Annotated in this window: 19 protein-coding genes and 1 pseudogene; 9 read left to right on the top strand and 11 right to left on the bottom strand. The window is 63.9% G+C overall.

Going from position 1 to position 21780, the window contains the following annotated elements:
* The 4 genes and pseudogenes from BM372_RS12250 to BM372_RS12235 all read right to left on the bottom strand — a co-directional run.
* Positions 1-1963 (bottom strand): ATP-dependent Clp protease ATP-binding subunit (locus tag BM372_RS12250; RefSeq protein WP_090955578.1); only part of this gene is annotated, 1963 nt, incomplete at its 3' end.
* A gap of 251 nt (positions 1964-2214) precedes the next feature.
* On the bottom strand, positions 2215-2421 hold the full coding sequence (locus BM372_RS12245) for a hypothetical protein (RefSeq protein ID WP_090955576.1): 207 nt from the start codon (positions 2419-2421) through the stop codon (positions 2215-2217).
* Between the two features lie 90 nt (positions 2422-2511).
* On the bottom strand, positions 2512-5022 hold the full coding sequence (locus BM372_RS12240; RefSeq protein WP_090955573.1) for a helix-turn-helix transcriptional regulator: 2511 nt from the start codon (positions 5020-5022) through the stop codon (positions 2512-2514).
* Between the two features lie 416 nt (positions 5023-5438).
* A pseudogene (locus BM372_RS12235) lies at positions 5439-6400 on the bottom strand (IS110 family transposase).
* 636 nt (positions 6401-7036) lie between these two features.
* On the opposite strand from BM372_RS12235, the gene BM372_RS12230 reads away from it, so the two are divergent.
* Complete coding sequence (locus BM372_RS12230) at positions 7037-7423, top strand: PLDc N-terminal domain-containing protein (protein ID WP_090955571.1); 387 nt, start codon at positions 7037-7039, stop codon at positions 7421-7423.
* Between the two features lie 556 nt (positions 7424-7979).
* Positions 7980-8867: a response regulator gene (locus BM372_RS12225; protein ID WP_090955569.1), complete on the top strand. Its 888-nt coding sequence runs from the start codon at positions 7980-7982 to the stop codon at positions 8865-8867.
* A gap of 181 nt (positions 8868-9048) precedes the next feature.
* Here the strand turns inward: BM372_RS12225 and BM372_RS12220 are convergent, their stop codons facing one another.
* Positions 9049-11292, bottom strand: coding sequence for an arylsulfatase (locus BM372_RS12220; RefSeq protein WP_218160876.1), 2244 nt, complete (start codon positions 11290-11292; stop codon positions 9049-9051).
* 713 nt (positions 11293-12005) lie between these two features.
* On the opposite strand from BM372_RS12220, the gene BM372_RS12215 reads away from it, so the two are divergent.
* Entirely contained in the window at positions 12006-12956 is a 951-nt protein-coding gene (locus BM372_RS12215; RefSeq protein ID WP_090955565.1) for a formylglycine-generating enzyme family protein, read from the top strand.
* Positions 12957-13087: 131 nt separating this feature from the next.
* Here the strand turns inward: BM372_RS12215 and BM372_RS20710 are convergent, their stop codons facing one another.
* Entirely contained in the window at positions 13088-13252 is a 165-nt protein-coding gene (locus BM372_RS20710) for a hypothetical protein (RefSeq protein WP_177235986.1), read from the bottom strand.
* Between the two features lies 1 nt (position 13253).
* Positions 13254-13709: a DUF6325 family protein gene (locus BM372_RS12210; RefSeq protein ID WP_090955563.1), complete on the bottom strand. Its 456-nt coding sequence runs from the start codon at positions 13707-13709 to the stop codon at positions 13254-13256.
* Positions 13710-14214: 505 nt separating this feature from the next.
* On the opposite strand from BM372_RS12210, the gene BM372_RS12205 reads away from it, so the two are divergent.
* From BM372_RS12205 to BM372_RS12190, 4 genes are all read left to right on the top strand, one after another.
* Entirely contained in the window at positions 14215-14988 is a 774-nt protein-coding gene (locus BM372_RS12205) for an ion transporter (protein ID WP_090955561.1), read from the top strand.
* A 427-nt stretch (positions 14989-15415) separates the two neighbouring features.
* Positions 15416-16399, top strand: coding sequence for an HAD family hydrolase (locus tag BM372_RS12200; RefSeq protein WP_256214223.1), 984 nt, complete (start codon positions 15416-15418; stop codon positions 16397-16399).
* Between the two features lie 177 nt (positions 16400-16576).
* On the top strand, positions 16577-16975 hold the full coding sequence (locus BM372_RS12195) for a recombinase family protein (RefSeq protein WP_143111475.1): 399 nt from the start codon (positions 16577-16579) through the stop codon (positions 16973-16975).
* A gap of 231 nt (positions 16976-17206) precedes the next feature.
* A complete protein-coding gene (locus BM372_RS12190; RefSeq protein WP_090955559.1) occupies positions 17207-18037 on the top strand; it encodes a class II glutamine amidotransferase in 831 nt (276 codons plus the stop codon).
* A gap of 559 nt (positions 18038-18596) precedes the next feature.
* Here BM372_RS12190 and BM372_RS12185 read toward each other — a convergent pair.
* The 3 genes from BM372_RS12185 to BM372_RS12175 all read right to left on the bottom strand — a co-directional run bounded on the left by BM372_RS12185 (position 18597) and on the right by BM372_RS12175 (position 19333).
* Entirely contained in the window at positions 18597-18722 is a 126-nt protein-coding gene (locus BM372_RS12185; RefSeq protein ID WP_371261735.1) for an SUMF1/EgtB/PvdO family nonheme iron enzyme, read from the bottom strand.
* A gap of 166 nt (positions 18723-18888) precedes the next feature.
* Positions 18889-19056, bottom strand: a complete 168-nt coding sequence (locus tag BM372_RS20705; protein WP_177235985.1) for a hypothetical protein — start codon at positions 19054-19056, stop codon at positions 18889-18891.
* A 10-nt stretch (positions 19057-19066) separates the two neighbouring features.
* Positions 19067-19333, bottom strand: a complete 267-nt coding sequence (locus tag BM372_RS12175; RefSeq protein ID WP_177235984.1) for a helix-turn-helix domain-containing protein — start codon at positions 19331-19333, stop codon at positions 19067-19069.
* 47 nt (positions 19334-19380) lie between these two features.
* On the opposite strand from BM372_RS12175, the gene BM372_RS20865 reads away from it, so the two are divergent.
* Positions 19381-19614 (top strand): SOS response-associated peptidase family protein, encoded by a 234-nt coding sequence (locus BM372_RS20865; protein WP_256214222.1) that lies wholly within the window; start codon positions 19381-19383, stop codon positions 19612-19614.
* On the opposite strand, the gene BM372_RS12165 is transcribed toward BM372_RS20865, so the two are convergent.
* Positions 19604-20119, bottom strand: coding sequence for a cupin domain-containing protein (locus tag BM372_RS12165; protein ID WP_090955555.1), 516 nt, complete (start codon positions 20117-20119; stop codon positions 19604-19606). The two genes, BM372_RS20865 and BM372_RS12165, sit on opposite strands and share 11 nt — an antisense overlap.
* Before the next feature lie 96 nt (positions 20120-20215).
* On the opposite strand from BM372_RS12165, the gene BM372_RS12160 reads away from it, so the two are divergent.
* Positions 20216-21360 (top strand): IS3 family transposase gene (locus BM372_RS12160; protein WP_090955553.1). Its coding sequence is split into 2 segments (ribosomal slippage): positions 20216-20489 and positions 20489-21360, totalling 1146 coding nucleotides; the frame shifts between segments, so codons are not numbered across the junction.
* The last annotated feature ends 420 nt before the right edge of the window (positions 21361-21780 follow it).

The raw sequence follows: 21780 nt of genomic DNA, 5'->3' as shown, positions 1-21780 counted from the left end.
GGCCCTGGGAGTCGGTCAGGCGGCCGTCTTCGAGGATCTGCAGCAGCGAGTTGAAGAGGTCGGCGTGTGCCTTCTCCACCTCGTCGAACAGGACCACCGAGAACGGACGACGGCGGACCTTTTCGGTCAGCTGCCCGCCCTCCTCGTAGCCCACGTAGCCCGGAGGGGCGCCGAAGAGCCGCGACACGGTGTGCTTCTCCGAGTACTCGGACATATCCAGCGTGATCAGCGCGTCTTCCTCGCCGAACAGGAACTCCGCGAGTGCCTTGGCCAGCTCGGTCTTGCCGACGCCGGTGGGGCCGGCGAAGATGAACGAGCCGCCGGGACGCTTGGGGTCCTTCAGCCCTGCACGGGTGCGCCGGATCGCCTGGGACAGGGCCTTGATGGCCTCGTCCTGGCCGACGACGCGCTTGTGCAGTTCGTTTTCCATCTTCAGCAGGCGCGAGGACTCTTCTTCGGTCAGCTTGAAGACCGGGATGCCGGTGGAGTTCGCCAGCACCTCGGCGATCAGGTCCTCATCAACCTCGGAGATGTCGTCCATGCCGCCGGTCTTCCACTGGCGTTCCTTCTCGGCGCGCTCGGCAATGAGCTTCTGCTCCTTGTCGCGCAGTGAGGCGGCGCCTGGATAGTCCCCGGCATCCAGCGCGGCATCCTTTTCCAGCTTCATGGCGGCGATCTTCTCGTCCATGACCTTGAGCTCCGGCGGGGCGGTCATGCGGCGGATGCGCAGCCGCGCACCGGCTTCGTCGATCAGGTCGATGGCCTTGTCCGGCAGGAAGCGGTCCGAGATGTAGCGCTCGGACAGGGCTGCCGCCGAGGCGAGGGCGCCGTCGGTGATGGTGACGCGGTGGTGAGCCTCGTACCGGTCGCGGAGGCCTTTGAGGATCTCGATCGCGTGCGCAACGGAGGGTTCCTTGACCTGGATCGGCTGGAAGCGGCGCTCCAGCGCGGCGTCCTTCTCGATGTGCTTGCGGTATTCGTCCAGCGTGGTGGCACCGATGGTCTGCAGCTCACCGCGGGCCAGCATGGGCTTCAGGATCGAGGCCGCGTCGATGGCGCCTTCGGCGGCACCGGCACCCACCAGGGTGTGGATCTCATCAATGAACAAGATGATGTCGCCGCGGGTGCGGATCTCGTTGAGGACCTTCTTCAGCCGCTCTTCGAAGTCACCGCGGTAGCGGGAACCGGCCACGAGGGACCCGAGGTCAAGGGTGTACAGCTGCTTGTCCTTGATGGTCTCCGGGACATCGCCGCGGACGATCGACTGGGCAAGGCCCTCGACGACGGCGGTCTTGCCGACACCGGGCTCGCCGATCAGCACGGGGTTGTTCTTGGTGCGGCGGGAAAGGACCTGCATGACGCGTTCCATTTCCTGCTCGCGGCCGATCACGGGGTCCAGCTTGTTCTCGGCCGCCGCCTGGGTCAGGTTGAGGCCGAACTGATCCAGGACCGCTGAGGTCAAGGGGGTCCATTTCTGCGGGCCCGCGGCGGTACCTGCGCTGGCGCCGGTCCGCGAGGTTTCCCTGGCCTCGCCCGGAAGCAACCGGATGACCTGCTGGCGGACCCGGTTCAGGTCGGCGCCGAGTTTGACGAGCACCTGGGCGGCAACTCCTTCACCCTCGCGGATGATTCCCAGCAGGATGTGTTCGGTGCCGACGCGGGCGTGGCCCAGGCCCAGGGCCTCGCGCAGCGAAAGCTCCAGCACTTTCTTGGCCCGATGTGTGAAGGGGATGCCCCGGGACGGGGACCGTTGGCCCTGGCGGGTGATCTCCTGCACCTGCTCGCGGACACCGTCGAGCGATACGCCCAAGGTCTCAAGGGCCCGGGCGGCACTGCCCTCAGTCTCACGCGTGAGACCAAGCAGGAGATGTTCCGTACCAATGTGATTGTGGTTCAGCGTGCGGGCCTCTTCCTGGGCAAGCACCACAACATGCCGGGCATTCTCCGTAAATCGCTCAAACATTTCGCCACGCTCCTGGCCGCCGTCTGCCTCGATGCTTCGTCGCCCGCAGACTGGCGTGCGCGAATGCGTTCGCAGGGCCTCGGGGCCAGGTCCTGTTGATTGAAGGCAGCTGCATTCGCCCTCGATTTGCAGCCCGTGATGGCATTGTTCAGCGCTCGAGCATTAGTGGCCCGCGGCGCTTCGACTTGGCCCGTGCCGCGCTTGCCGGGCTAGAGGTCTGACCGCTTCGGTCGATCCACGGATGCATGGAGCTAGCGCGTCTCGAATTGTCGGACTTCTGTGACGTCGAGGCCCATTTCGGCGATGCGCGCGAGCAATGAGTGGAGTTCTGGCTGATCGCGCAGCACCCCTATGAGAACCGTCGTGTCCGGGCCCATGGCCACGGCTTCCATTTCCGGGAACGCCGCGGCGAGCGTGTCGGAGCGAGAATAGGGAAGCCGGATCTCATAGCGCTTCACTTGCTCGTCCTTTCTCTTTGGGCCTACAACTAATCCTCGTCTCAAAAGCCGGGTTGTCTTCCCCCTGCACGGGTGAACCGGTCCGGGCGGTCAGAGCAGGCCGTGATGTTGGGCGACGAGCACGGCACCACGTCGATCTGTGACTCCAAACTTGATGTAGATGTTGCGCACGTGCGACTTGACGGTGTTTACACTGACCATGTGGCTCGCGGCGATATCGGCGACACTTTGGAAAATGGGCAGCTCGAGGAGGATTTCGTGTTCACGCCGAGTGAGGACCTGAATGGATCCGATGTCCGCACAGGGAGGCGGGAGCTCTGCCTGCGCGGCGTCAATGATGGTCGAAGCAACCGCATCCAGGTAACCGAACCGGCCGTACTGTTCTTTCAGCATGGCGACTCCTTCGCCGTGTCGGGCCAGGAAGGGACGCCACACCCGGTACCGCTCGGCCAGACGCAGTGCTGTGTTGAGACGCAGGTGCGTTTCGGAGACGCGGCCGGTACGAGCTGCGGAGGCTGCGAGCAGCAACCACGCAGTAATCGGCGCCCCCGAATGCCACGAGCGGGCCGGTGCGTGAAGGGCGTGAAGCATGCGCACCTCGGCCAGAGTACCGGCTCGCGCAGGCACGTCGAGAGCGAAGCGCCCGAGAGCGACTTCGATGGAGTCACTGCCGAGGATCCGTTCCAGAAGGCTGAGGGATTCATGGGCGCGTTCGGGTCCGTGCAACTCGAGGTCGAGGCTCACGAGGCGTACTGCTGCTCCCGCGGCCAGCCGCGGGAAGCTGCGACCGTGTTGCAGGAATAGGCGGTGCGCCTCCTGCAGCGCCTCACGTGGGTTCCTTTCGGAATCCAGTCGGATAAGGAGGTTGATCATTCGGGCGGGCACATCCAGCGCGAACTTGGTCCCGGCCGGGTCAGCCGCGATGAGAGCGGCCAACTTCTCTGATGCAGCCGGGTCACAGACGAGGTAGTCGCGGGCCCCTGAAGCGAGCAGCACTGACGCGTCCTCGCGCGTGGCCGGTGACAGTGTAACCTCCGGCATCTTCTCGACCAGCTGCTCGTCGAGGGTGCTTGCCCTGTCCCAATCACAGATGCTGGCAGCGATGGTCGCGGCGAGATCGGTCGCGATCATGAACACCCAGCTGTAACCGGCGCGTAAGCCGGAAAGTGCGACGTCCTCGAGCAGCTTCTGCGCCTCCGTGGTGCGGTCGAGACGGTGCAGGCACCATGCCTCGGCCGTCGACGCCAGCAGGTCGAGGGCGAGGTTGTCCTCTCGCACTCGGAGGGCGGCAGGGGAATGCAGGGCGCCCGCAACCGTGGCAACATCTGGCTCCGCTTCGACGGTCAGGGCCTTCAGGGAGGCCATGACCAGAATCCACTTCATGTCGATTGCCCCGAGAGCGACCAGCCCATAGGCGCGGGCCATCAGATGGCGCGCGCGTTCCACGTCGTTGAAGTAGGGTGCTTCCAACAGCAGGCGGAGCACCAGCGATGCCAGGGTTTCCGAATCCGTCCGTAACAGCGCGCGCAACGCGAGGTCCGTCCGCCCCGACAGCACGATCTGCAGGCCGAATCGGTCAAGCATCTCTGCAAGTTCTACTTCACTCCCGGGATCGAGTGCCAACTCCAGTGCTGTGACCGCCTCGTCCCGCGCCGCATACCAACGGGCCGCGGTCCCCGCTCTTCGAACGGCCCCTGCAATGTCTTGCCGGCGGGCATCCGCTTTGAGGAAGCTCAGCAGCACCGGGTGGTAGCGGTATCCGGCGGGCTCCTCAGTAATGAGGGCATTCTTGCGGCTGAGGTCGTGAAGCACGGAACCCGCGTCGCTACGACCGGTGAGTGTCGCCGCCAGTGCCAAGGGAACCATCTCCCGCACCGCTGCGAACGTCAGCACCTCGCGATCCGCCGGGGAAAGACCATCCAGGATCTCGACTACAAGATAGTCTGCGACCGCACGATGGTCCCCGGAGAAACGGCCGATTGCCTCGTCCGGATTGTCCGCTTCCTGGAGCCACGACATGGCGAGTGCAACGCCCGTCGCCCACCCTCCCGTGCGCGCCTCAAGCGACTTCGCTGCCTCAGGGCCCAGATCGACGGCCCATAGGTGTGCGAAGCGTGCGATCTCATCAGTGGTGAACGCGAGGTCTGCCGTGCGCAGTTCGAGGTGCGCGCCGGTCACTTCCAGAAAGGTCAGACTACCGATGGGCTGGAAGCGGCCACTGACGATGATGCGCACGTTCTCGGCCGCCGCTTCGATGGCCGCATGAATAGCCCCGTGTGCGGGGGAGATGTGAATGTCATCGAGGAAGACGAATGCGTCGTCTGCCCGGGCGCTTAGCCAGGCAATCAGACGGGGCGCATCCATCGTGCGTTCACCGGCAAGCCAATACACATCGCGTCCGGCGTCAAGGAGGCTCTGCGCCCACCACCGCAGCAGCGACGTTTTTCCACAGCCCGCCGCGGCCCAGACCGCTGCCACGCGTCGCTCGCCGGAGAGGAGTGCAGGAGCCAGGTCCAGTCGTGGGCGATCGACGAAGTTCAGCACGACATGAGGAAGTTCATCGTGTTTTACTGTCGCGTTCTTCTTGCCTGGGACGTGCATGGCTACGCCACCCCGAGATTCGGTGCGGACAGCCGCAGAGTTGACAGCCGACGCATTTCCAGCGTACTGGCCAGCCGACGGAGCCGCTAGCTGAGATCCACAATCTCACCCGGATCGGGTGGTCTTCTCGTGCGCATGCCATCGTTGGAACAATGGCAGTTCTGGCGCCGAGACCAGATGAGTACATGGACCAAATATCGTCGCGCCCGCCGCCTGTGGTTGAGATCGTGGACGGCGGCCCCCAAATCCTGACGGGGCCGTTGCCGTTCCAGTCCTCACGGGCGGGTCGAACTGGGGCTTGACGCCGAACAATCGATCAAGTTCGCGGCACTGCCCTGCCATCGGGCCGAAAGATGTTTGCCGACAAGATGGCGTGTTGTCCGATGGTCCCACGGGGGGTGTCCCTATGCTTTTGGTCAAGCGGGCAGGGCCGGCTTCTCGTCGTAGAAGGTGCCGTGTCTGAGCATGGAGTAGATGACGTCGCAGCGGCGCCGGGCCAGACAGATGACGGCGGCGTTGTGTTTCTTCCCTTGGCCGCGTTTCTTTTGGTAGTAGGCCTTCGATGCCGGGTGGTGGCAGCTGGCGATCCAGGCCGATCTGAAGAGCGCGTTCTTGAGCTGTTTGTTCCCGGAGCGTGCGGGGAATTCGCCGCGGATCGAGGTGCCGGAGCGCCGTGTCACGGGGGCGATGCCGGCGTAAGCGGCGAGGTGTCCGGCAGATGTGAAGGTGCGGGCGTCGCCGATGGTCAGGAGTATCGTCGCTGCGGTCTTGATGCCGACTCCCGGCATGGACATCAAGACCTGGGAAAGAGGGAAGTCATCGAGGAGTTTTTCGACTCCAGGACCAGGGATCTGGTCAGTACGGTTCCCGGGAAGGCGCGCTCCAGGGCGGGGAAAATCTGCAGCAGCAGGGAGCGCAGGCGGTTGATCGCCCTGGTGCATTCATGGGTCAGGTCCGCGTCGAATCCGGAAAGGACCTTCAGCGCCGCGAGCACCTCGCTGTCCCGGTCGACCGCGCGCAGGGTGTGCGGGATCGACCGGGCTGTCTCGGCGATGATGAACGCATCCCGGGCGTCCGTCTTGGACTTGCCGGGATACAGGTCCGCGGCTTTGCGCATCGCCAGGCCCGGAAGGTAGGCCACGGTGCAGCCGCAGTCCCGCGCCACTGCTATCGGCAGGGCCCCGATGGTGTTGGGCTGGTCCACGATCACCAGCACCCGGCCGTGCTGCTGCAGACCGAGGAAAAGCTCGCGCAACCGCGCCTCATCCTGCGGCAGCGGCTTATCGAAGACCCGTTCTCCCGCGGCGTTCAATGCGGCGGCGTGATGCTCGGATTTGCCGACATCGAGTCCGCAGTAGACCTCGTATCCTTCGTCCATCCGGCGCTCCTTTGCACCACTGTATGGCCGCAGTCACGACACCCGATGCTGGCACCCACGTTACAAAGAGACCTGGCACCAGTGGAAGGAGCCGGCCGTGTCCCTATCAGCAGTCAACGCGTGTCTCCGAGCCCGGCGACAACACCCCCCGGATCATCAATGACAGGGCGAGAAAGTCATACCGGGCCCAGCGACCAAATCCCCGGCCCTCGGGGACCCAATAAATGTAACGGGCGGGTATTTCATGGCGGCCGTCGGATCCCGGGTGCCTGTCCGGGTTCACCTTCCCTGGGTGAGGTTCACGCCCCGGTGCGGCCCAGACAATGGTTGTATCTGCAAAAGCCGTCGGCTGCCAGGGGATTGTGCCGTCTCGGACAGGAACCCTGTCGAGACCACACACAACCCTTGCAGGTTCGATCGCCGGCTTCCGCTGCCAACCCGCTTCCGTCGCCGCCACCCGGGCGGCCGGCTCCCTGCGAGACAAAGCAGCTATGGTCCAGGCCGCGATGAGCGACCTCCAGACTGCGGAGCAGTGCTAAATTCCAGACTTCTCTGGGAGATCTGCAGTTAGTCTCATGCCCACCCAGGCAGCGTTCATGTACCACGCCGCTCCGAATTGAAAGCAGGGAAATTAAAATGAGTTTCTGGGAAAATTTTTGGGATATTTTGTGGTGGTCCTTATGCGTGTATGCACTCGTCGCCTTCATATGGGCATTGTTCGCTGTCCTAGGGGACCTGTTCCGCGACGACAAGCTCAGCGGCTGGGGGAAGGCCATCTGGATTCTCTTCCTGGCCTTCGTGCCCTTCTTCGGCCTGCTGGTGTACGTGATTGCCCGCGGCAAGGGCATGGCTGAGCGGTCCCTGGCACGGGCGCGAGAAAACCAAGAGGCCACCGATGCGTACATCCGTAGGGTCGCCACAGCGAGTCCAAGCGAGGAGATCGCCAAAGCCGAGACGCTTCCGGACTCTGGAACGATCAGCGCTGATGAGTCCGAAAGGATCAAGAGCGGGGAACCGGTCTGAGAGCGCGCTGGGGTTCCGGTCCTGCTTCGATTTGTCGGCCCTGATCCAACAGTTTTATCCGCGTTCTGGGCCGATGGATCCGAATGTCGTATCGCGTTCAACTGGCGACCGGATCTGTGCGAAGCCGGCGCGCAGGATGTGGGATCAGCCCAATGTCGGGGGCAATCGTTCCTGTAGGACCGACGGATCCCGAACGCCGATAGAGTCCGCGTCCTATGCTTTCCCTGGGCGCTGCATCGATTGAGTCCGATTTTCCCGTGTACCGCCCGAGGCGATGGTCCGGAAACGGTAGTGCTGGTCCGTGGCTTGTTGCCGGAACTTGGAGCCGCAGGAACCGGTACCTTCAACAGAGAGCGCAATACCGGGGCCTAGGGCACTTGCCTGGACGCTATTAGGTCTAGGGTGATGAGTCCGGACGCGTTCGAGTGAATCCGCACAGGCTGCCAGCAGGGAGCACCGGATGGGGATCCGGCGGGGGTTCGTCTTCGCAACGGTGAGGTCGGCAGGGATCCACTAACAGAGCCTTCCGGTCAAAAGCGAAGGAACGGAACGGCAAATGATGACCGACCCGGAAAACCACCAGCACCACCCTTTGACTGGCCGGGGCGTGTATCTGCTGGACGACCACGAAGTCGTGAGGCGGGGCCTGCGCCAACTGGTGGAGTCCAACGGACTCAGCATCGCCGGGGAATCAGGGTCCGCGCGCGAAGCAGCCCGGCGGATCCCTGCCCTTCCCCCGGATCTGGTCATCCTTGACGATGATCTTCCGGACGGTTCCGGTGCCGACGTGTGCCGGGCCATCGCCGCGGCGGCTCCGGGCATCCGGTGCGTGCTGATGACCGGCGACACTGACGTAGCGGTGCTGATCGACTCCATCCTGGCCGGCGCGTGGGGGTGCCTGTCCAAACAGGATGACAGCAGCGAACAGCTCAGGCTCATCCGCCGGGCCCTGGCCGGGTACACCGCATACAGCGCCCGGTTCCATCCCGCGCTCGTTGCCCCATTCGCCCTCCCCGGGCCGCAACGCCCGGATGAGATGCTCCTAACTCTCACGAGACAGGAAATGAATGCCGCCATCGGCCTGGGGAAAGGGCTGACCAACCGCCAGATAGGCCAGGAGATGTTCCTGGCAGAAAAGACCGTGAAGAACATGGTCTCGACGATCCTGATGAAACTCGGCATGGCGCGCAGAACCCAGGCCGCCGTGCTCATCACCAGGGCGCTGAATCACCCCGAAGACCCCGCCGACAGCGACTACCGGTCCAGCCTCTTCCCGGATCTGATCGCCGAGGTCACGGCAGCGCTGCTGAACTGCACCACCGAGGCCCGCACCGTGGCGCCCACGGAGGTGGTGCGGGCAGAGGACGCCGGGAGGCTCGCCGACGCACTTACCGCGACCCGGACCCGTCGGATGGGAGCCCGCCCAGTCCCAAGCTGGACTTAGGAGGCCCAGGGCCGTGTGGCCCATCGTGCCTTGCCTGCCCGTCAAAAACGACCCTTAGTGGCCGATGATGAGGGTTTCCCCTCTGGGGGAGGGTGTCAAAGGTGGTTGAGCGTTGCATGCTCCTTGCGGCCGCTCACTGCAACCCGTACACGTGCTGGCAGTCATGTTGGTTCTTTCCGCCTTACTGCTGCGCCATCAGTCGGGCGATATCGGCCTCGTTGTCGCGGATCAGCTCGCCCGATACCTCGACTGTGACTGAGTGGATCGTGCCCGTGAACGTGAACGGCGGTTGATAGCTCTTGGTTGCCGGGGCGCCAAAGTCGTAGCCACAGCTGAGGCCCTCGAGTTCGAAGAGGAGCGGCGTGGTGTACGGGAAGTCCGCGTTCCCGACGAGTCTGCCGTCGATGTAGAGCTGGGCGCGTCCGGGCGTTCCTTTGCCCACCTTGAAGTCAGGCTGGCCAGTGGGCTCGAACTCGTAGCGAACGGCATGCCGTCCCGGAAGCAGCAGTTCGGACGAGGAAACCTCGAACTGTTCGCGTCCGACATAGTTGTACACGTACCGCGGGCGTCCGTCTTCCACGAAGAAGGTGTAGCCGCCGGCATCTCCACCGTGCGCGATGAGAACCCCACTTGCGCCGTCGGCCGGAATCTCGACGTCTGCCTCGATGGAGTGGGGCCGATTGTAGATGGGGGGCGCTGTGAAGGACGGGACCAATGAGGTGTGCGGGCGATAGATGAAGCGGGTGCGGGGCCTCGATGTCTGTGGACGCTCCGTCTTCATACGCTCCAGTAGCGAGCCGTCCAGCGGCAGTACTTTGTACTTCCCGGCTTCCTCCCACCAAAGGGCAATCAGCTCGCGCAGCCGGTCAGGGTGCTCGGCAGCGACGTTGGATGACTCTGCGGGATCCCCGGTGATGTCGTAGAGCTCCCATCCGCTCGCGTCGAGCTCCTCGAGGACCTTCGGCGTGATCGGCTCACCTATCCGGCGGCCCTTGGCTGCGGCCTCAGTGTAGTTCGGCCCCGGCCAGGGACACACCGCCCGCCACCCGTCGTGGTAGATCGCCCTGTGACCGAGCAGCTCGAAGTACTGCGTCGTGTGGCCGGTCGGCGCATCTGCCGCTTCGAAGGAGCCGGCGAAGCTGACCCCTTCGATCGGTGTCTGGGTGATTCCACGCACGGTGGCCGGCGGCTCAACAGCAAGGGCGTCGAGAACGGTCGGCACCAGGTCGATCGCGTGGGCGTACTGGCTGCGGACTTCGCCGCGGGCCGCGATTCTCGCCGGCCAAGCGACGACGAACGGGTCGGTCGCCCCGCCCCGGTACGTCTCACGCTTCCATCGGCGGAACGGCGTGTTGCCCGCCCAGGTCCAACCCCACGGGTAGTGGTTGAACGTCCGCGTGCCGCCCAGCTCGTCGAGCATCGCAAGATTATTGTCGAAGTTCTCGGGGACCCGATTGATGAACAGCATCTCGTTGAAGGAGCCCGACACGCCACCTTCGCCCGAGGCGCCGTTATCGGAGATGACCATAACCAGCGTGTTCTCGAGCTCGCCGATCTGCTCGATCGTGTCCAGCACGCGCCCGAGGTGGTGGTCCGCGTGCGAGACGAATCCGGCGTAGACCTCCATCATGCGGGCGTACAGCCGGCGCTCGTCCTCGCTCAGCGAGTCCCACTCCGGGACGTCAGGGTCACGTGGCGATAGTTCGGCGTCGGCGGGGAACAGGCCGATCTTCTTTTGCTGGGCGAACACCGTTTCGCGGTAGGAGTCCCAACCTTCGTCGAACCTGCCGCGGTAGCGGTCGGCCCAGTCCTTCGGCACATGGTGAGGGGCGTGTCCTGCCCCGGTGGCGTAGTACAGGAAGAACGGCTTCTCCGGCGCGTTGGCCTCACTGTCCAGGATCATCTTGATCGCCTGATCCGCCAGGTCCTCGCTCAGGTGGTAACCGTCCTCGGGCAGCCGCGGCTGGTCAACCGGCGCGTTGTCCTGGACGAGGTCGGGATACCACTGGTTGGTCTCTGCGCCAAGGAATCCGTAGTAGCGCTCGAATCCCCGCCCAAGAGGCCGGCGGTGGAACGGTCCCGCCGGGGAGTTGTCCTCCGTCGGCGACAGATGCCACTTGCCCACACAGAACGTGTTGTAGCCGTGATCGATCAACATCTCGGGCAGCATGCCATTCTCGAACGGCATCCGGCCGTGGTAGCCAGGGAAGCCGGTTGCCAGCTCCATGATGCAGGCGACTCCGTTGGAGTGATGGTTGCGGCCGGTCAGGATGCACGACCGGCTCGGTGAGCACATCGCAGTCGTGTGCATGTTCGCGTACCGCAGGCCGCTCGCCGCGACACGGTCGATGTTCGGCGTCTCGACCAGTCCACCGAAACAGGAGATCTGTCCATAGCCCACGTCATCGAGCACGACGAGCAACACGTTCGGCGCCCCTTCAGGGGCCCGTTGAAGAGCGGGCCAAGCCGGCTCCGACTCCCCGACCGTCCGCCCGACCACACCCGGGAACGGGTCACCTGGCTTGTACTCCCTGATTGACATGGGACCCCCCTCGATAGTTGCTATGGTGGCTTGCCACTAACTCTGCTTCGCCCCGCCGACCTCCGCCTCACCCCAAAGGAATGAACCTGTTGGCCGTGGGCGTCGGATACGCATCCGCCTCCCCTTCAGTCCCACGCTTATGAATGAACCTGGTCGAGGCCGTCTTGGGCATCGCGCGGCTGCCGGGCTATCCTCCGCGCGGCCAAGACCGCCCGCCCCTCACACGCGCGCGCTCCGTGCGTTCATCGACACCGGCAAAGACCGGCTGCCAACCATTCGCCCGGACCACGGCCGACCAGATCCCCACGAAGGCGAACGTTCCAAGGACGACAGAGACGGGACACAAGCACGACCAGGATCAGCGGAACAGGCCCAGGCGAGCGGGAGATTCCGGCTGCCGGGTCGCCCGAACGGGAGGCTTCGACTCGTCGGATACGGCCAGGCGTCCGAGGAACACCTGTTCCAATGAACGTCGGACGGCGTCTGGAACGATGCCGCGGTAGCAGGTAGCATCGGCTCAAGCCATGGCGTGCGGCAACCGGTCCCCATCTGACGGAGCAGCTGGCCCATGCGGAACGGGAAGGATAACGCCCGGCATGCCTGTAACGCCGACGATGCTGCATATTCCGGCCGGCGAGTTCCTGATGGGATCGGACGACTTCTACCCCGATGAGGGACCCACACATCGGGTCCGTGTACCGGCCTTCGAGCTCGATGAGCGTCCCGTCACCAACGCGGAATTCGCCGTGTTTGTTGCGGCAACGGGTTACCTGACAGTGGCCCAGCGGCCGCTGGACCCGGCGGAATTTCCCGACCTTTCGCCCCGGGACCTGGACCCGGGCGGGCTGGTTTTCACGCCTTCACCGGGGCCGGTGGACCTGGGCGACTGGAGACAGTGGTGGCGCTGGGTTCCGGGCGCGTGCTGGCAGCAGCCACTGGGCCCCGGATCCTCCATCGAAGGCCGGGAGGACCACCCGGCCGTGCAGGTCTCCTTCGCGGACGCCGGTGCTTATGCGGCCTGGGCCGGCAAACGGCTGCCGGACGAAGCCGAGTGGGAATTTGCGTCCAGGGGCGGACTATCCGACACGTTCACCTATGCGTGGGGAAACGAGGCCAGCCCGGACGGGGTGCTCATGGCCAACACCTGGCAGGGACGTTTCCCGTACCTCAATACGGGCGCGAACGGGTGGAAAGGAACGTCCCAGGCCGGAACATTCCCCCCGAACGGGTACGGGCTCATCGACATGATCGGAAACGTGTGGGAATGGACCAGAACCTACTATTCGGCCCGCCACGACCCAGTCGCAGGAGCAGGGACCCACGACCGGGTCAGCGGGTGCGCATGTACTCCTCACCGGGATAAGGCCGCCGAAAGCGCGGAACCCGGGTCCGGCATCCCGCGCCGCGTACTCAAGGGAGGCTCGCACCTGTGCGCCCCGGAGTACTGCCTGCGCTACCGCCCGGCGGCCCGCTCCCCACAGGCCGAGGACACGGCAACCTCGCACATCGGCTTCCGCTGCGCACGTTCCCTGCCCGCGGACCAGTAATCCGGGAGGCCCCGGCCAAACCCGTGATGTTATGGAATCCAGCCAGAGGACGGGAGTGGACGGAGGTTCGAGAATACGGGGTGGCTCCTAATGAATCAGGCTGCGAAGCAGCGTCCCCCGATCGGGTGGACCTAGATCCTGCGCCTGCGCCGGCCCGGTGTGACAGCGGCCCCAACGACGGCGGCCTTGGCGACCGGCGAAGGGCCCGGTGAGACAGCCTTACCGACGACGGCGGCCTTGGCAACAGGGGCGTGGACGACGCCGACTCTTCCAACTCGTGCGGGCCTCAATGGCATGTCATTCTCCTTCTGTCTCGGAATTCTCATCGGCTTCGATTGAGGCGACGATGGCCTGGATGGGGATTCGGCCATTTGCGATCAACTGGCCTCCCGCGCGCCGCGCTGCCGACGCGAAGGGCGCGGCCCACAGGTTCTCGTAGACGAGTACGCCGGCGACGCTTCCGGGATCCATCGCGGCGGCGAGTTTGTCAACGTCCTCCGCCGCCAGCAGCTCTGCCAGCTCGGCCTCGATCGTCTGCAGGGCGCCGAGCTCTTCCACATCGGAGAGTTCCATCGCTTCGACAACGCCGTCGTCGTCCTTGGTGAGAATCAGCACGTCGATGACCCGAACCGTTCCCGCGTCAACGAGTCTGACCAGTTCATCGGCCATCTCGCCGGTGAAGTTGGACTCCCCCTTGGGAAACTCCACGATCAGAAAGTCAACGGGCCCCAAAGAGTCGAGTGAAGTTTCCATAATCACGTATCCATTCGTCTGTCTCGATGGCTGCAGCTGGGAATGCGGCTCATACTACGCCCCGCTCGGGGGGCATCGGCAGAGGCCGAATCCTCTTCAACCGAACGGCGCGGCTTCTCGCGCGCGCTCGCCCAAAGTCTGTTGGAAGCGACACTTTCTGGGGGCGCTCCCTGCCGCGGAAATTCTGTGAATCGCAGAGCTATTTGGCGTGGTTTAAGCAGCGCCCTTTGGCGCGCGACCCGATGTGCTGCGGGCATGTCGGGGCGACGGTGCCGTTGAAATCAGGCGGCCTGGTGCTTGGACCAGCGTGGACGGGATCGCCCGATGGCGTCGGTGGTCGCAGCAGCGAAGCGGACCACGCCTGATCTTCCCGGAGGTTTCATTAGAGAGGCAACGAATCCCGCTTCCCGGACGTATTGCTCTGAGGCAACAGGGGCCCAAAACCCTGTCAGGCCTGCGCGAAAAAGTGTCGGCCACGCAACTGCTTGCGTGCCAGAATCCTCATATGACCAAGGAACGCAGTGAACTGAAGAGCATCGGATACGAGATCTTCATCGGAATCCTTTCGATCCTATCGATCATTAATCTCGTGCTCTTGTATGTCGTGCAGGAGCAGTCCCTCGACACCGTGCTCAGCGTGATGAACGGCATTTTCAGCGTGACCTTTGTTGCCGACTTCCTCTACCGGATCGCCACCGCGCCATCGGCGGCCGCCTATTTCTTCAAGCACTTCGGCTGGGCCGACCTGCTGGCCAGCGTGCCTTTGGCGCAATTCAAGATCCTGCGCGTTTTCCGGCTGATCCGCGTATACCGCCTGCTCCGCGAGGTCGGCATCCGCACGGTCGGCCGCGCGCTGATCAAAGACCGGGCTGGCAGTTCGCTGTACGTACTGCTGGTCATGGGCATTTTCGTGCTGGAATTCGGAAGCCTCGCCATGCTCCGCGTCGAGCAGGGCGCCCCAAGGGCCAACATCACGACCGCCTCGGACGCCATCTGGTACACGATCGTCACGATCTCGACAGTTGGATACGGTGACCAATATCCGGTCACCGATCTGGGCCGTGTCATCGGGGCATGGATCATCGTCCTCGGTGTCGGTATCTTCGGCACATTCACCGGCTACCTGGCCAACCTCTTCCTGTCTCCCAGGAATCCCGCACCTCCCGTCGATGCGGCCGACACCAGTACCGAGACGGTCGAAGGACTCCGCCTGCGCCTCGAAGAGTCCGAAGCCAAGCTCACCGAGATCAGAAAGTTGCTCGTCGAGCCAACACAGTGAACGTCTGCACACAGTCGCCCTGGGGTGTTGTTGCGGTGGCAATCTTTCCGGCACCCTCGCCCGCTGCAAAGCCGACGTCAAGACCCCCTTCTCCGACCTTGAGAAATATTGTTGCTGAAGGTTTTCACCGGGCAGCGCTTCGTCCCATAGGCCGAGGGGCCCCGGGCATGACGATAGGCAATTCTTGTGAACGGCCGTTCGTGAGACTGTCCCAAGGGCCGATCGCAACCGCTGTGGAGTTCAGCGCTTCGTGGCGGTGTTCTGTGATCACTCGGTGTCGCATCCCCAGCCTTCGCGTCGTCTTGCATGGCATGCGTTTCGAGAGACAGAGGTTACGAGACACGGCGTCGGATCGAGAGAAGGCATCGGCCGCCCGCAGGCGGATGGTCATCCGAACCGGGTGGTGAGTCCCTTTGCCGGGTGGAGCATGCTGGACATTGAGACGCGGCGGCGCAGCGGTTTGGCCGTAGCGGGGCTCTTTCCCGGCGAAGGGGTACGGGCAATGACAAGTGTTGAGCTTCTGCCGAGTTGGAACGATGGCCCCGCGAAGCAGGCAGTGCTCGATTTCGTTGCGAGCACGACAACGCCTGGGCCGTCGTTCGTCGAGGTGGCGGATCGGATCGCGGCGTTCGATAATGACGGCACGCTGTGGTCGGAAAGACCGTTGGCGCCGCAGTTCGACTTCGTGTTCCGACGGTGGGGCGAGGAGGTCAAAGCGGACCCGTCGCTTGCAGGCGTTCAGCCGTATAAGGCGCTGCTCGAGAAGGATATGGCGTTCTTCGCTGGTGTCGGGACGCAGGATCCCGCGACGATCGACACCCTGTTGAAGGCGTTCAGCCGGTCGTGGGCGGGGTCGACTCCGGCGGAATTCGACGCGGAGGTCCGGGTGTGGCTGGAAACGGTGAAGCAGCCGAAGTTCGATGTCCCCTACATTGAACTGGTCTACAAGCCGATGCTTGAGTTGATCGAATACCTCAAGGCGCACGAGTTCCGTGTCTTCGTCTGCTCCGGCGGGGGCCGGGACTTCATGCGCACCTTCGCGGAAGAGACCTGGGGGATTTACAAGGAGAACGTGATTGGCACGGCAGCCGACTACCGTTACACCGATGGGCGGATCGTAAGGGCCGAAGCCGGACTGGGAGGGTTGGACATCGGGCCCGGTAAGCCGGAGCACATCTTCGCGCACGCCGGCCGGCTTCCCGTTCTTGCGGGCGGCAACGCCGATGTCGACATCGAGCTGCTCGAGTCCGCCACGTTCTCGTTGATCATCGACCATGACGACGATGATCGCGAGTTCGCCTACACGAGTGGCGCCGAGGCCTCGATAGCGCGAGCGAAGGAGCTGGGCTGGACCGTGGTCAGCGTCAAGAAGGATTGGAACACCGTGTACGGGCAGATCGAACGCTCGTGACCGGCCTGACCGCAATCGATGTCCTCCTCGGGGACACCCCCGAGACCGGCTCCGCACTGGGACAGGAAGTCGGCGAGAGGCGTATTCCGGAGGCCACATCCTTGACGCAACTCACTGGGGCGGGAGTCCCGATCGCTGCGAGGATCTTTGCCGACAACGGCGTCAGCGGATCCCACGATGGACCGCCCTCAGCTCGTCAAGGCCATGGCACGGCTGGAGGCCGGTGACGTGTTCACGGTGCGGAAGCTCGACCGTTTGGGACGCAACACCCGGCACGTCTTGGAAGTCATCGAGGCTATCCGGGAACAGGGAGCGGGTTTCCGCTCACTCACCGAAGGGCTGGACACAAACGGACCCATGGGCACCGCCATGCTGACGATCATGGCCGCATTCGCGCAGCTGGAGCGGGACACGATGATCGAACGCACCAGAGCAGGACTCGCCGCGGCCGCGGCCAACAACCGCCACGGCGGAAGGCCCCGCAAAGTAGACGACGCGGCCTCGGCAGCCCGATCACTGGCAGGTACCAACCGTGTTGGCTTAGTGCCGCGCCGGCGCCTCACCTGCCGGAGGTGATCCTGGGGCGGGCTGAAGAGAGAAGACGCGGCAGCAAACGCCAGAGCAAGTGCTGATCGTGGGCTCGGGCAGCGTCGGAACGGGCCGTCCCTGTCATGTCCTTGGTCCAGCCCCGGGAATGGTTCGCGGGGCCCTAACGTGGCTGCAGCTTCGACGTCGAATCACCCCAGGGTGATGATGCGCGCGCCCGGTACGCGTGATGGACTGCAGTCCAAAGCAGAGGAGGACGCCATGTGCCGTTGGCTTGCGTATTCGGGTTCGCCGGTGAAGCTTGAGGAGCTTTTGTACAAACCCGCCAATTCGCTCGTGATGCAGAGCAAACACTCACGCCTGGGAGCCACGACCACCAACGGCGACGGCTTCGGGGTCGGCTGGTATGGTTCCGCGCCGACCCCCGGGGTGTTCCACAGCACGGAGCCGGCCTGGCACGACCGCAACCTCCGCGAAGTGTCCGCCCAGGCATCGTCCGGCCGCGTCTTCGCGCACATCCGTGCCACGACCGGCTCGGCAGTCCAACAGACCAACTGCCATCCGTTCCGTCACAACCGCTGGCTGTGGATGCACAACGGGCTCCTCACGGATTTTCCGACCATGAAGCGCGACTTGGCCTTCGCCGTCGAGCCCTCGCTCTTTCCGCTGATCGAGGGAGCGACAGACTCGGAGCTGTTCTTCTTCCTCGCGCTCACCTTCGGTCTGGAGCAGGACCCGCGCGCTGCGGTCGCTGCCGCGGTGGGGCTCATTGAAGAGGTCGGCCGGCGCCACGGCATCGATTTTCCGCTTCAGATGACTGTGGCAACCACCGACGGCGACACCACCTGGGCGTTCCGCTACTCCAGCGAAGGCCGGTCCCGGTCGCTTTTCCACAGCACTGACGTCGCGACACTCCGCGCCCAATACCCGGACAACCCCATGCTCCATGAGCTCTCTGATGATGCACGCTTGGTGGTCTCCGAGCCTCTGGGGGACCTGCGCGGGGCGTGGCGGGAAATACCCGAGTCGACCTGCGTCGTAGTGCACGGAGGCGGGGAAGACCTGTTCGACTTCTCGCCCGCGGCCGGCTAGGGCGGGCACTGGTCTGCGCCCGTCAGCTGCTGAGTATGTCAACCCGAATCAGGACCATTGGGGAGGGGGTGGATTCTAACGATCGTCGCAACACCTGAGCATTTCAGGAGTTGCAATGGCGGTAGATCCGCCCAGAATTATCTCTCCTTTCCCACCGCCCACCCTAGCTGCGGCTGGCCGGTGGGAAAGGAAAAGAGTCTGTTCACGTGTCTGGAAGGAGTGGAGATTCGAGCCGGGCATGGCGGGGCTGGCACGCTTCAGCTGGTGTTCGGCAGGTCCTTCGCCTGGCTGATCCAGCCCCCGTTCATAATCGATGATCTCCAGCGTCTGCTTGCGTGTGAGATAGCCGCGACCGTTGAGTACCTGGCCAATCGGCGTTGGTTTCCCGCTCGTCAGGTAGCGACAGCCGCAGGGAGGACGAGGGATGTGGCGAAGAGCAGAGCGAACAAGGCTCTCGCCACGGCCGCCGCACGCGGCGAACTCTGCACCCGACGCGGGGGAGAGAACTTGACGTCGACACTCGAGCACCGCTCTCTCTTCTGGGTCTTTGGTTGGACGGTCATGGACGTCGCACGCACCGGAATCCGAGGTGTGATGTGGACGTATCGATGTGTTGCGGCATCCGCGCGGCCGGACGGTATCGCTGGCAGTAATTCGGCGCGCAGAGGTGCGAGCCGCCCTTCATGACCTTGCGGGGGATAGTGATGCCACGCATGCCGGGGTCGACGCTGTCTTCGGCTCGCGGGCTGCGGGGATCGCCGACCGTGCAGCAACGTGCCCGACGGGACAGTCCGTTCAGCACCCCGGAACGGGTTTTGAGAAGAAAACCAGGTCCAGCGCCGGGGCCATTCTCATGACTGGTCCTGTCTGCTAAATGCTCGGGCGATTGCCTGGATGGGGTATGCCGTCAGCCGGGTAATCGCGGCAAGAACCAGAAGAATCCCCACCGCGGTTAGTTGCCCGATAAACATCAGCAGCGCCACGACCAGCGTTCCGCCATAGGTCAGGGCAAAACTCAACGAGTCCGTATTAAGGGGCACTAGTGGTTGCCAGGTCAGCGGCGGGGGAGCGGGGTGGCAGGTGCCGGTACAGGGTGGTGCGTTTCAGCCCGGTCTTGGCGGTGATCTCCTTCATGGAGAAGCCTTTGTCCCGCAGCAGGGCGGCGTGTTCGAGCTTGTCGGCATCGATCACGGAAGGCCGTCTCGTTCGCCGCCCGTTGGCAGATGCCACCGCCCGCGCATGCGAGGCCCGTTCGGCGGCGTAGGTCCGCTCCATCTCGCCGAAGAGTGCCAGCATGACAACTGCCAAGGAAGTGGGACGGGCCGAACAAGGCCGACTTAGCTGTGTGCGTCGACCACCCAGTTTGGCTCGCTTGTAAGCGGTGCTGGACGATTGCCCTTGTGACAACAGAAACTTCGACGGCGCATGATTCTCTCGGCCATGTCCATGACAGGTCTCCCGTCATCATTCCGCCGAGTATGTATGCCCGGTGGCTGGACCCGGATACGACTGACAAGGTAAAAGTGCAGGAGATGCTGGATGCCATCGGCACCGAGAATGGGCAGGTCAAGGAGTAAGCGGCGGTCCCAAGATCTCGATGTTATGGCGGGCGGCAATGCTGGCCAGTACGTCGCCGTCGATAGGGGCGGGTTCCGGCAGTTCCCTCCGCGCTGCGGGCGCTCCCGCCTCGGCGGTGAAGGTTTCGAAGCCGGCCGGCACGGTGATCACCAGGCAGCGGAAGGGCTCGTGAGGGCCCGCCAAAAACGAGTGGGTGGAACCTTGGGGAAGAAAGGCGAAATCACCCCTTTGCACGGTGAAGCGCTCACCGTCGCTCTCGAAGAGAGCCGTACCCGAAATAATGTAGAAGGCTTCATCCTCAACCAAATGCCGGTGCATCGGCGGAGAGTAACCGGCCGGATGCAAAATCTCTACAACGGTCAGCCGCTGCTTCGTCTCGGGGCCGCCTGCCTTGACCATGACCAGTGCGTTCGTGAACCACAGTGCGGTCCCCTCGTCGGCCTCGAGCTTGTACGCCCCGCGCTTTACGCCGGTGGCCGCCGCCGTGTTGTCGGGCTTGTCCATGATGCCCCCTCGCCTGGATGTGGTTGCAAGGGACTGCCCCGGGTTTGCTTGACTCCTGACTTGTGAGGATTCGTTCCTTGCAGCAAGGATGTTCACATGCCGAAGCCTTTCCCCGCTGAGTTCCGTCGTGACGTGGTCGCGGTGGCGCGCAAGCACGAAGCGCCGATCTCGCAGATCGCCAAAGACTTCGGGATTTCCGAAGCAACCCTGCACAACTGGCTGAAGAACGCCGACATCGAGGACGGCGCCCGTCCCGGAGTGACGGAGAAGGAAGCCGCGGAGCTCAGGGATGCCAGGAAGCGGATCCGGTTGCTGGAGCAGGAGAACGAGATTCTGCGCCGGGCAGCGGCGTTCTTCGCCCGGGAGCTGCCCCCAAAATGAAGTTTCCGCTGGTCCTTGACCTTGCCGCGGACGGAATTCCCGTCGCGGTGGCCTGCCGGGTGCTGGGTTTCTTCAAACAGGCCTTCTACGCGTGGAAGACCAGTCCCGTCTCGGAGCGCGACTGGTCTGACGCGCACGTGGTCAACGCGGCCCTGGATGTCCACCGGGACGATCCGGCGTTCGGGTACCGGTTCATCGCAGACGAGCTTGAAGACCAGGGTTTCAGTGCCGGAGAGAACCGGGTGGCGCGGCTGTGCAGCAGCCAGCGGATCTGGTCCGTGTTTGCCAAGAAACGCGGTCTGACGCGCAAGGCCGGCCCGCCCGTGCATGATGACCACGTCAGGCGGGATTTCACCGCGACGGCGCCGGACCGGCTGTGGCTGACGGACATCACCGAGCACCGGACCGATGAGGGCAAGCTCTACCTGTGCGCGATCAAGGACGTCTATTCAAATCGGATCGTGGGCTATTCCATCGATTCCCGGATGAAAGCGTCCCTGGCCGTCTCGGCCCTGCACAACGCGATCGCACTCAGGGATCCGGAAGGAACCGTCGTGCATAGTGATCGCGGCTCCCAATTCCGCTCCCATGCCTTCGTCAGAACGCTGAAGAGCAACGGGTTGAAAGGATCGATGGGACGCGTCGGGGCGTGTGCCGACAATGTCGCCATGGAGTCGTTCTTCTCGCTCCTGCAGAAGAACGTTCTGGATCGCCAGCGATGGTCCACGCGGGCGGATCTTCGCCTGGCCATGGTGACGTGGATCGAGAAAACGTACCACCGGAAACGCCGTCAGCGGCGCCTCGGACGGCTAACGCCGGTCGAGTTTGAGACAATCTATACCGGCCTCAAAGCCGCCTGACAACACTAAACCCCGAGAGTCAACAAAACCTGGGGCAGTCCCGTTCCCTATGGCGGGGATGTCTGGGACGAGGCTGCGGGGGTCGAGGAACGTCCCGTGGGGTCGTGGTTCTCGGTGAACGGAGACCGGCTCCATCCAATAAATGAAGATGGAGCCGGTCTCTGGGGTTGTGCATCGTCATTCCGAGGGGAGAATGACGTTGTGGCGTGCCCCTGACTGGGCTGCTGTGCCACGTCGGAAACCCTAGGCTCTGAACCTTCGGTTTTCCTTGCCGTGAGGGTGAGCATGGAACCGGCCCCTGTCCCATGGGTGCGGTGTCCGTTCCCGCTGCTCAAAGGCACTCTGCCCGCAGAAGCCCGACAACTTTGTCTGGGGTTTCTGCCAGCGATATGCTCCGCATGCATTCCCGGGCAACCGCCA

Source organism: Arthrobacter sp. ov118, from assembly GCF_900116495.1.
Taxonomy (GTDB): Bacteria; Actinomycetota; Actinomycetes; order Actinomycetales; family Micrococcaceae; genus Arthrobacter.
This window is presented reverse-complemented; position numbering and strand designations above follow the sequence as displayed.

Coding starts and splice junctions, on each gene's coding strand:
- BM372_RS12230 (WP_090955571.1), top strand. CDS start 7,037: ATGAGTTTCTGGGAAAATTTTTGGGATATTTTGTGGTGGTCCTTATGC.
- BM372_RS12200 (WP_256214223.1), top strand. CDS start 15,416: ATGCTGGACATTGAGACGCGGCGGCGCAGCGGTTTGGCCGTAGCGGGG.
- BM372_RS20710 (WP_177235986.1), bottom strand. CDS start 13,252: ATGCCATTGAGGCCCGCACGAGTTGGAAGAGTCGGCGTCGTCCACGCC.
- BM372_RS12165 (WP_090955555.1), bottom strand. CDS start 20,119: ATGGACAAGCCCGACAACACGGCGGCGGCCACCGGCGTAAAGCGCGGG.
- BM372_RS12190 (WP_090955559.1), top strand. CDS start 17,207: ATGTGCCGTTGGCTTGCGTATTCGGGTTCGCCGGTGAAGCTTGAGGAG.
- BM372_RS12225 (WP_090955569.1), top strand. CDS start 7,980: ATGATGACCGACCCGGAAAACCACCAGCACCACCCTTTGACTGGCCGG.
- BM372_RS12195 (WP_143111475.1), top strand. CDS start 16,577: ATGGACCGCCCTCAGCTCGTCAAGGCCATGGCACGGCTGGAGGCCGGT.
- BM372_RS12240 (WP_090955573.1), bottom strand. CDS start 5,022: ATGCACGTCCCAGGCAAGAAGAACGCGACAGTAAAACACGATGAACTT.
- BM372_RS12185 (WP_371261735.1), bottom strand. CDS start 18,722: ATGAAGGGCGGCTCGCACCTCTGCGCGCCGAATTACTGCCAGCGATAC.
- BM372_RS12215 (WP_090955565.1), top strand. CDS start 12,006: ATGCCTGTAACGCCGACGATGCTGCATATTCCGGCCGGCGAGTTCCTG.
- BM372_RS12210 (WP_090955563.1), bottom strand. CDS start 13,709: ATGGAAACTTCACTCGACTCTTTGGGGCCCGTTGACTTTCTGATCGTG.
- BM372_RS12205 (WP_090955561.1), top strand. CDS start 14,215: ATGACCAAGGAACGCAGTGAACTGAAGAGCATCGGATACGAGATCTTC.
- BM372_RS12175 (WP_177235984.1), bottom strand. CDS start 19,333: ATGCTGGCACTCTTCGGCGAGATGGAGCGGACCTACGCCGCCGAACGG.